We start from the raw sequence: 9357 nt of genomic DNA, 5'->3' as shown, positions 1-9357 counted from the left end.
CCGCCATTCAACCTTTGACTGGTTTTGGAGTTCACGCACATGGCTGCTTTATCGCAATCGAGTCAAACCGGGCAAGACCCGGCCAATCAACCCGTTCCAGCCGAAGCGCGCATGGGGCGATTGTCCCTGACCATGGCCTGGTGGGCGGTGTGCAGTGCGATGTTTTACATCGTGGTCGGCGCCTCACTGGCGTTGTCGTACGGAGCCCGCAACGCACTGATCGGCATGGTTCTGTCGGTGATCAGCTATGGGCTGGTCAATAGCGTGCTCAGCCGCTTTGCGATCCGCAGCGGCTTGTCGGTGGCGTTGTTTTCACGGTTGCTGTTCGGCAGTACCGGGGCGTGCCTGGCAACGTTGATCTTCTTTTCCACGGCGATCTACTACGCGGTATTTGAAGGCTCGGTAATCGCCGTGGCGCTCAATCACCTGTATCCGGAGCTGGTTTATCCGCTGGCCGCATTGGCGGTGGTGCTCTACAGCGTGCCAATGATTCTGGGCAGCGTGCAGCATTGGCTGGACAAGCTCAACGGCGTGTTGTTGCCGGTGTATCTGGGCGGTTTGCTGGTGGCGGTCGGGCTCTCGATCAGTCGATATGGCTACCAGCCGCAATGGCTGGATTTCGGCCCGGCAACACCCAGCGCCTTCGGCTGGTGGGACTGCTTTGTCGCTTACATGGGGGTCTGGGTGCTGATGCTGTTCACCTTCGACTACGCGCGTTTCGGCAAGCCTGAAGACGCCGAGTATCACGGGCGCTGGAACTTCGGCATGCCGTTCTACGCGGTGACCTTCCTGCTCAATGGCGCGGCGGGCATCTATCTGGTCAGCAGTATTCCCCACGAAGGTGCGCTGAACGAAGTCTCGGTGGTGATGGCGATTCTGCAATTGATGGGCTTGTGGGGCTTGTTGTTTGTCTGGGCCACGCAAACCCGGATCAACACCGCCAATTACTACCTGGCGACACTGAACATGCAGGCGTTCTTCGGGCGTTTTGGCCTGCGCGGTTCGTACTTGATGTGGGCATTGGTAGTGGGGGTGATCGTCTACGGCTTGATGCTCGCGGACGTGTTTGCCTACCTCCTCAAAGCGTTGGCCTATCAGGGGATCTTCGTGGTGGCCTGGGTCGGCGTGGCGTTGGCGCAGATACACTACGGGCGCAATGAAATGGCGGCACTCGAACGGGTGCCCGCGTTCAATTCCGTGGGTTTGACGGCGTGGTTTGGTGCCACCGCTTTGGGGCTTGCGTTGATGTTTTTCGGCGGTGGCCTGAGCAGTTTTTCCGCACCCTCTACGGTGATCGTTGCATTTGCGTTGCAGTCGGGCTTATCCCATCGGCACCGAAGAGGTGAGAAAGTCCTGATAGTTGGCTTGCTGCACGGTTCGGGAAACGAACCGCTCATGGCAAAGATGACTGATTCATTTTAGATAAGGACGTGCGACAAATGGTCAGTCCCCTGACTCGCACAACCGTTATGGTTTCACGGCGTGGCTATCGTCAACGCGAGGGGCGTCCGCTGGGTTCTTCTCCGGAACCACAAAACTCACCACCGTACTCGTCAAAATCTTATGACTAGGATCAGCCACCTCAAGAAGCACCTTGTGAGCACCTGGCGTCAGCCCAACCAAAATAATCGGGTCTTCACTGGTGTGCGCCCAAGTACCTTTCCAGTCGTCGACGGTCACGTGAAGGTGGCCGAGCCGTGGTGATACTTCGACAGCCGTTTTGCCAAATACCGGCATGATCCGGGCGTGCTCGGTTCGATACTGGATGATGACAACGCCACGGGCGAGCGGCGCGGCGAGCGGCGGATAGGCAATGAGTTTTGGTCCTGTCTCAGACTCCAATGGCAGTATGGCCGGTGGGGAATTGGTGTCTGCTACACCTTGGCCCCACGCGGCTACGCAAAAGAAGGCGCTCAAAGCAAGGCCGGACAGATTTCCGAGAGCGAGGGGCATGGTGTTTTCTCCCGCGTGATCTCATTCAAGGCTAGATCAAACGGGGCAGTTGTCTATGCCAGAGCTGCCTCTCTCTGCAAAACAGCCGAGTGGGGAGGGACAGAAAACGGGTGTTGAATACGAGCCCTTTAATGACGGTGATCGGTTAAAAACAGCCAGTGAATGGAGCGGCGCAAAATGACAGCTAAGCTTCCTTTTACAGCCGGGCTTATTGAGCAGAGTGGGCTTTGTGGCCATGGCGTGTAACCGCCTTCAGCGGGCACCACGCCGTCACAACATCCTGCCCGATCTTGAGCGTTAGCCCTTCACAACAGCCTCGGAGGGGAGCCAATGAAACGTATCGTCATGCTCATCGCGATTTCTTTGCTGACCACTGCTTGTCAGAGCACAAATGATAATGGCGTCACCCGACTAGACAATTGTGTCTGCTATAAATCGACCGAGGCACAACATTTGCCAGCATCGCAAATAGCATGGACAGACCCCGAAACGTTGCAGAAACAATTCTCACATTGCATTTGCCGAGCCTTGGTTGACCTGAAGAAGGTCGATGATCCCGGTAAATTTTTCGTGCCCGGAACCGAAATAAGAACGGAACTGAAATAAAACAACATCGGAAAAGGATAAGAACGGAACTGAAATAAAACAACATCGGAAAAGGATAGGTGGTGTGCGTGCGAAACAGGCCAGAACCGTCCGGACTCAACGTCCATATTCAACGTAAGGGCTCAAGTAGAAAGCTTGCGTATCCCAGTTGATTCGATAAACCACTTCTTTCCCTGGCTTGATCTTGGCCGCAACCGTTTTGATCGCGGCACCACTGCATAACCCAGACTCGGCAAGCCCTGTGCCGAGATTCACTTCACCGGCCGGCAAAACGAACGATGCCTTTTGACCGGGACCTATCTTGGCTGCGCGCTGACCACCGATGTAGAACATGGCGTCACATCCCGCAGCGACAAACCCGTCATCACGGACAATCGTCAGGCGTCCAGGGTCTTGCGTGCCCTGGCTTTTGAACGCGTACATCTTGTCGGCCGGCACTGGCCGGGCTTCAGAAACCGGCATGGGCGAGGTTGCGCACCCGCCCAAAGCCAGCAAGAGAGCCCCCGTTGCGAGAATCCTTCGCATAATTTTTCCCTCCTGAATAAGGGCGAATGTATCAGAGCGTCATACTGCTTTGCTTCATAAAGCCATTCGCCAAAAACGCTTTAAATGGATTTGTTACCTTTTACTAAACCTTGCTCTTGGCGTCTGTGTTTTTTCGGGCCTTCACCAACAGGTTAAAGGCGTCAGTATCAAGTGGCCGACTTAGAAAGAAACCTTGGCCTTCATCGCACGACACTGCTTTGAGCAAATCCAACTGTTCGGCAGTTTCAATCCCTTCCGCCGTAACGGTGAGTGATAACGCTCGGCCCAAACCCACAATCGCCTGGATGATGGACTCATCATCACTTTCGACCAGTTTGTTCAGAAAGCTCCGGTCTATCTTCAGGCCATCGAAGGGGAACGTGCGCAAATAACTCAGTGAAGAATACCCCGTGCCAAAGTCGTCCATGCATATGCGCACGCCCAGGCGCTTCAATGTACGCATCAGCTCTAGTGCGCCGGGGGCATCTTCGAGCATGACGTTTTCAGTAATCTCCAACTCTACCCGGGTAGGCGCGATTCCCGAGTTGTGAAGTGCTGTCTGCACACGCTCCACCAAATTGCCTCGCTTGAATTCGCTAGGTGAAAGGTTGACGGATACAAACAAATGTTCCGGCCACCGTGCGGCGCAACGGCAGGCGGTGTCGATGACCCAGTCACTCAAGGAAAGAATCAGGCCGGATTCTTCAGCTATGGGGATGAACGTATCGGGAGGTATTAACCCGCGCTCAGGATGTTGCCACCGTATCAACGCTTCAGCACCGACCATCTGCCCGTCTGAGATACGGTAGCGCGGTTGGAAGTGGAGTCGAAGTTCTCCATTTTTTATTGCAAAGCGCAGATCACTTTCCAGACGACGTCGCTCAATAATCCTGGCGTTCATATCCCCCGCATAGAAACGCCAGGTATTACGACCTCCAGCCTTGGCTTCATACAACGCAATATCCGCATAACGTAGCAGCTCAGTCGCCTCGCAAGCGTCATTTGGCGCCATCGCGATACCAATACTGGCACTGACAAATACCTCTTGCTCATTGATTTGAATCGGCTGCTCGATGGACTCGATCAAACGGCGACAAAGCGCCTCGACTTCCTCCTGGGAACTGACATCGGTGAGTATCAGTACAAACTCGTCCCCCCCGATCCGAGCGACAAGATCACCGTGGCGAACACAGTCTGCCAAGCGGCTCGACACCTGGTTAAGCACCAGGTCACCTGCGGCATGTCCTAACAGATCATTCACTGGTTTGAATCGATCAAGGTCCAGACTGAGCATGACCAAGGGTTGTTCTAGTGTCGGCAACGCTTTGAGTTTGCCATCAAGAAACTCCTGTAGTCGTGTCCTGTTGGGAAGGCCGGTCAGGGCATCATGTTGTGAGAGGAATTCGATTCGTCGACGGGCTTCAACTTCCTCCGTGACGTCGGTTGCTGTCCCCCGGAATCCTCCTCCTGCCATGACTCGCGCCGAAAGACGGGTGATTCGCTCTTGGCCATTTGTATCCACGTAGCGGCACTGAACACTGATATCCGGACGACGGTTCGGAATACTGAGCCACTGAGATAAAGTGCCTAATTCAGTGCGCAGCAGATCATCCATCGCCGCACCAATCCATGCAGTCCTGGAAAAGCCCGTGATATCTTCAAATCGCTCGGATAGATAGGTGAAACGCCAACCGGCGTCCATTTCCCATACCCAATCCGAACTGGCCTCAACAACATCACGAAAGCGCGCCTCACTGGTGGCAAGGTCGGTCTGACTGCTTTGCAGCGATGCATAGCTGGCGTCAAGCGCCTGCGCAGCGGCCGTCGTACGACGCAAGATCACCCAAGTCATCAGGCACACCAGCAGCGCAGCGAGTCCCACCAAGGGCAACCCCAGCGCCAATAATTGCAGCCCTGGTTTGTGCGGACTCCATTGCAGGACGCCTGCTGTACCGGCCTCGCCCAGGGGATAGGCAGACACCAAGGGAATTTCGTCGGGAGCGGCCGTGTGCAGGCCATCTACCCCGAAATCCCGGCCTATTGTTGCGAGCTTGGCGCTGTCCAACATTTCAACGAATATCAACACCGACGCCGATCTATCATCCGCTATGACCGTTGGATCGGTTCCGGGCGTAATCGCAGCCGCAGCGACGAGGGCAGGTATCCCTCCCACATTGATGAACGTAGTCGTCGGCGTTTCGGTTTCCGCTCCCTCACGTGCTTGATCGAGAATCGCATCAACAGACTGTTCGAGCCATTGTTCGACTTCAACTGACACCCTCTGACCCTTGACCAAGGAATAAACGGTACGATTGACATCGTTGACTACAAACACTCCCCGAAACCCAAACTCTGTATAAAGTGTCGTCCCGAGATTTTGCCGTACGTACGCCCAGTCCACGTCTACCTGAGTATGCAAGTGCTTGTAAGCATCGCCCCAAAAGGCGTAATCCTTGACGGTCGAGCGCAGCGATTTTTCCAACGACTCCACGGCTTTCTTCGTGTAAAACGCACTGTCACGCTCCTCCGTCCGATCTAGATTTTGCGCAACATAAACAAGTGAATAGCAGGCAAATAAGAAAACCCCCGCCAAAAGACCCACAAACTTGAATAGCGAAGTTCGAGTCAGGGCCACGCTTGAGCGATTGGTTGAAGAACAAGAGATGGTGGGGAGAGCGTTAGGCATAAATGACCGGTACTCGTTGAAGCTAGTTATTTACATATCAGGTTGTCGGCAGTCGACGCTAGATAGTGAATGCCCGTCCGTCGCGCCAAGCAGGTCTGCCCAGTCTGCCGGAGACGGGATTTCACGAAGACGCGTTGCGCTACCGATGCAATAGGCCTGTTGCCAACGGCGACGGACAGTCATCGGCCGAAGCCGCAACTCAAACGGCTACTGATCTTTATATGGCAGTACTCGCCGCCCCCCCATGTACTTTTTAGACTCAGCCCTCGACAAGGTGGGTCAATATTTCCAGAACACTGGCATTACAAGCACCAGCACCGTCAGAATTTCCAGCCTTCCAAGGAGCATTCCAACGGTCAATAGCCATTTTGCGGAATCAGGTAATGATGAAAAATTACCTGCTGGCCCAATGATCGTGCCAAGCCCTGGCCCTACGTTACACACCGCCGTAGCGGCGCCGCTCAATGCTGTTGTCCAGTCAAGTCCAATCAGAGCCAGGCCCAGGGCAATAGCGGCAATCGTGATCGTGAAGAAAAACGAAAAGGTCAAAAGTGAGCGCACGATCTCCTCATCAATCGGATGGCCGTTGTACTTTTTCTGAATCACTGCCCGTGGATGAATCAGTTGTTTCAAGCTACTGACCAGTAACGCGGCAGCCACCTGAAAACGAAAAATCTTGAGACCACCGGCCGTGGAGCCTGAACATCCACCGACGAAGGTCAGATAGAAAAAGAGCAGGACGGCGAAGCTGCCCCATAAGGTGTAATCACCTACCGCAACACCGGTGGTCGTGACGACCGAGGTCACATTGACTGCCACGATACGAAACGCATCCCACCATCCGTAATCACTGTGAAAGCACAGCCAGGTCCCCACCGCCAGCCAGGTAACGATCAAGAACCCGATAAATCCGCGCACCTGATGATCTTTCAGTAGCGCCCGGCGATTGCCGCGCAATGTCGCGACGTACAAGGTGAACGGTAAGCTGCCGAGGATCATCACAACCACCGCTACCCAGTGCACCGCCGGTTGTTTCCAGTGGGCCAGGGATTCATCGGAGGTGGAAAAACCACCAGTGGAAATTGCTGACATCGCGTGGTTGACTGCTTCAAACGGCGTCATTCCGGCCATCCAGAGCGCCAGTGCTCCGGCGCCCGTTAGCCCCAGATAGAGGAAAAGGATGTACTTGGCTGCCACATGGGAGCGCGGGGTCACTTTCTCCGACCAGTCTGAAGACTCTGTCTGAAAAAGACGCATGCCGCCCACTCGCAATAGAGGAAGGATCGCCACGGCCATACCGATAAAGCCGATACCTCCCAACCAGTGCAACATCGAACGCCAGATCAACAATCCAGGAGAGGCTGTGTCCAAACCACTCAGTACCGTTGATCCGGTAGTAGTGATACCGGACATGGTTTCAAAAAAAGCGTCGGTGTAACTGATTTGGCTGATAAAGACCATCGGCAACGCAGCGAAGGTACACACCACCACCCAACTGCCGGTGGTCAGCAAGTACATATCTCGCGGACGAAGTTGCGCAGTATCGGGGCGCCCACGAGCGACCAATAACAGACCACAGATGAAGGTAATCAAACTGGACCAGAGAAAGGCTGACAGATCGTCGCGGCGCTCATAGACCACCAACGTGATCATGGGAATAGCCATACTGACGGCCAACGTAATAAGAAAAATACCTAAGATGAAGCCAATGAGCCGTATTGCTGCGATCGACATAGAAGTAACCTGACAAATGTGTGCCACGCGATATCGGAGGCTACGCCTCCTGGGTCCGCAACTTCCAAGTGCGATCAGCAGGATCGCAACGTGTCGACCTGATTCTCGCCTATTAAGGGGTNCGTTGCGAGAATCCTTCGCATAATTTTTCCCTCCTGAATAAGGGCGAATGTATCAGAGCGTCATACTGCTTTGCTTCATAAAGCCATTCGCCAAAAACACCATCGCCAAGTACTACCTAAAGTGCCTGCTTTTGGCCGATTGCTGCCGGCCGAAAACGCACCTGGACGATCCTCAAGCAGGCCTTTAGGGCGCGGTCAGGTACGACCGGGCGGGACTTGGGCTGAGGGTTGGAGCGGCTACGGGGTTGAGGTTGCTTGCTCATTTGCGCCTCCTGAATTGCGGCACTTCGCGAAAGGGCCTACTCATTCAGCTTAGCTGCCTGGCGAAATGGGCTGCACCGTTCGGCACTTGGGAAAAGTGCTGCAGCCCCAAAACTGTTGACCGCTCCTCGGGCCACCGTTGTATGTCCGCACCACCAGCGCACTGCCGCAGCGCGGGCATTGGCGCGAGGCCGATGGATCGTCGCGTTGCTTCAGGCGTAGCACATGTTCACGCCGGGTAGCGAGCGTCGGCGCCAGGCGACCTGCTTGCAAGGTCTGCAACATGGCCGTCACCTGCGCCTCGCTGAACACCGTTTGCTGGAAAGACTTGATGTAATGGACCCAGCCACCGCCTCGGGTGACATTAGCCGGCATCCTGGTCTTGAAAGTGCTTGGGCCGACAAACACGATGACCGAATGCACAAAGTCCGGGCCGATGCCCAACGCCGCTTGCAGGGCCTTCAAGTGTTTGTAGTTCTGGCGGTTCGGGTTCTGGAAGGCGAAGCGCTTCTTGTAAATCAGCTGCGTCCACTGAGCCTGCTTCTCACCACCGAAGATCCAGCCTTTCATGTGCTTGGTCTCCAGCACAAAAATGCCGAAGGGCGACACAAACACATGGTCGATCTGCGTGGTGTCGTCCGGGGTGATCAGTGTCACGTCATGCAGGCGACGGTAAACCTGACGATCCAATCTAAAGTGTGCGCGCAAACGCACCAGACGTTCACCGAACCAGCCTTTGAACAGGCGCGTGCGCAGCAGCGTCCATACCAGCATCAGCGGTAGCAGCCAGACCAGGATGTTGAGTAAGGGGTGCAGGATAACGGAGGTGTTCACTTGGCAGTCCTTTGCAGTGAGGGGAGGGGTGTTGAGTTGTCCGATGCTACGTCCCAGTAAAGCATTCCGGACCGCAAACAAAACGGGCGCCCGATCTAGGGTCGCCCTTTTTGCGTCGGGTGCTTAAGCCTGCAAGCGTCGACTGATGACATCGAGCAAGTCGCAGCCATCTCGCAGCGGAATGGCGCAGAGCAGGGCAAAGTCCTGCAGGACAAGGGTGTCGGTTTGCAGGCCTTCGCGAAACGCGAGGTTTTCCATGACTTGAGTGACCGCGCGGATGCGGTAGACGGCGGCGTCGTGGAGCACGTCCAGTGGGACTTGGGTGTCGATGAGCAGGGAAGGGACGGTGCAGTCGTGGCCCGTTAGGGGCATGTATTGGTTCATTTTCAGTACTCTGTTGGTGGATTAAGCCACCACGCATTCGTCGCCAAACGAATGGGTGGCAGCTGTACGCAGGTTGGCGAACCGGAACAGAGTAACCGGCAGACCCGAAGGTCTCCCGCGCACAGCCGCCATAACATGCACAGCTTTGCGGGTGCAAAAACACCTGCATGGAAGCGGGTTGCTTTTGCACTCTGTTGTCAGGTCGCCAAACCTGATCGCCATATGGGCGACGGGCCGGAATACAAGCCCCGC

At 55.3% G+C, this 9357-nt stretch carries 9 protein-coding genes; 3 read left to right on the top strand and 6 right to left on the bottom strand.

Annotation, left to right across the window (positions count from 1 at the left end; translation table 11 throughout):
• Window positions 1-39: 39 nt before the first annotated feature.
• Window positions 40-1422 carry a purine-cytosine permease family protein gene (locus B7L09_RS04395; RefSeq protein WP_255141756.1) on the top strand — a complete coding sequence of 461 codons (1383 nt, stop codon included), beginning with the start codon at window positions 40-42 and terminating at the stop codon, window positions 1420-1422.
• A gap of 45 nt (window positions 1423-1467) precedes the next feature.
• Here B7L09_RS04395 and B7L09_RS04390 read toward each other — a convergent pair whose 3' ends face one another.
• On the bottom strand, window positions 1468-1953 hold the full coding sequence (locus B7L09_RS04390; RefSeq protein WP_094467882.1) for a DUF6130 family protein: 486 nt from the start codon (window positions 1951-1953) through the stop codon (window positions 1468-1470).
• Between the two features lie 330 nt (window positions 1954-2283).
• Between B7L09_RS04390 and B7L09_RS04385 the strand changes: the two genes are divergently transcribed.
• Complete coding sequence (locus B7L09_RS04385) at window positions 2284-2559, top strand: META domain-containing protein (protein WP_094467881.1); 276 nt, start codon at window positions 2284-2286, stop codon at window positions 2557-2559.
• A 96-nt stretch (window positions 2560-2655) separates the two neighbouring features.
• On the opposite strand, the gene B7L09_RS04380 is transcribed toward B7L09_RS04385, so the two are convergent.
• From B7L09_RS04380 to B7L09_RS04360, 5 genes are all read right to left on the bottom strand, one after another.
• Window positions 2656-3021 carry a hypothetical protein gene (locus tag B7L09_RS04380; protein ID WP_255141755.1) on the bottom strand — a complete coding sequence of 122 codons (366 nt, stop codon included), beginning with the start codon at window positions 3019-3021 and terminating at the stop codon, window positions 2656-2658.
• Window positions 3022-3187: 166 nt separating this feature from the next.
• Window positions 3188-5770: a bifunctional diguanylate cyclase/phosphodiesterase gene (locus B7L09_RS04375; RefSeq protein WP_010459283.1), complete on the bottom strand. Its 2583-nt coding sequence runs from the start codon at window positions 5768-5770 to the stop codon at window positions 3188-3190.
• 279 nt (window positions 5771-6049) lie between these two features.
• The gene (locus tag B7L09_RS04370; protein ID WP_094467879.1) at window positions 6050-7504 is read right to left on the bottom strand and encodes a TrkH family potassium uptake protein; all 1455 of its coding nucleotides are present in this window, start codon (window positions 7502-7504) and stop codon (window positions 6050-6052) included.
• A gap of 434 nt (window positions 7505-7938) precedes the next feature.
• Window positions 7939-8661, bottom strand: coding sequence for a nuclease-related domain-containing protein (locus B7L09_RS04365; RefSeq protein ID WP_420802910.1), 723 nt, complete (start codon window positions 8659-8661; stop codon window positions 7939-7941).
• Window positions 8662-8844: 183 nt separating this feature from the next.
• Window positions 8845-9093 carry a hypothetical protein gene (locus B7L09_RS04360; protein ID WP_094467878.1) on the bottom strand — a complete coding sequence of 83 codons (249 nt, stop codon included), beginning with the start codon at window positions 9091-9093 and terminating at the stop codon, window positions 8845-8847.
• A 3-nt stretch (window positions 9094-9096) separates the two neighbouring features.
• Here B7L09_RS04360 and B7L09_RS32120 point away from each other — a divergent pair.
• Window positions 9097-9357 (top strand): hypothetical protein (locus tag B7L09_RS32120; RefSeq protein WP_217902001.1); only part of this gene is annotated, 261 nt, incomplete at its 3' end.

It is taken from the genome of Pseudomonas mandelii (assembly GCF_002251635.1).
Classification (GTDB): Bacteria; Pseudomonadota; Gammaproteobacteria; order Pseudomonadales; family Pseudomonadaceae; genus Aquipseudomonas; species Aquipseudomonas mandelii_B.
Note: the sequence above shows the minus strand (reverse complement) of the source record. Positions and strands in the feature narration are given on the sequence as shown.

Excerpts from the sequence above, each read along its gene's own strand:
- B7L09_RS04370 (WP_094467879.1), bottom strand. The coding sequence starts at position 7,504 with ATGTCGATCGCAGCAATACGGCTCATTGGCTTCATCTTAGGTATTTTT.
- B7L09_RS04380 (WP_255141755.1), bottom strand. The coding sequence starts at position 3,021 with ATGCCGGTTTCTGAAGCCCGGCCAGTGCCGGCCGACAAGATGTACGCG.
- B7L09_RS04375 (WP_010459283.1), bottom strand. The coding sequence starts at position 5,770 with ATGCCTAACGCTCTCCCCACCATCTCTTGTTCTTCAACCAATCGCTCA.
- B7L09_RS04395 (WP_255141756.1), top strand. The coding sequence starts at position 40 with ATGGCTGCTTTATCGCAATCGAGTCAAACCGGGCAAGACCCGGCCAAT.
- B7L09_RS04360 (WP_094467878.1), bottom strand. The coding sequence starts at position 9,093 with ATGCCCCTAACGGGCCACGACTGCACCGTCCCTTCCCTGCTCATCGAC.
- B7L09_RS04365 (WP_420802910.1), bottom strand. The coding sequence starts at position 8,661 with ATGCTGGTATGGACGCTGCTGCGCACGCGCCTGTTCAAAGGCTGGTTC.
- B7L09_RS04385 (WP_094467881.1), top strand. The coding sequence starts at position 2,284 with ATGAAACGTATCGTCATGCTCATCGCGATTTCTTTGCTGACCACTGCT.
- B7L09_RS04390 (WP_094467882.1), bottom strand. The coding sequence starts at position 1,953 with ATGCCCCTCGCTCTCGGAAATCTGTCCGGCCTTGCTTTGAGCGCCTTC.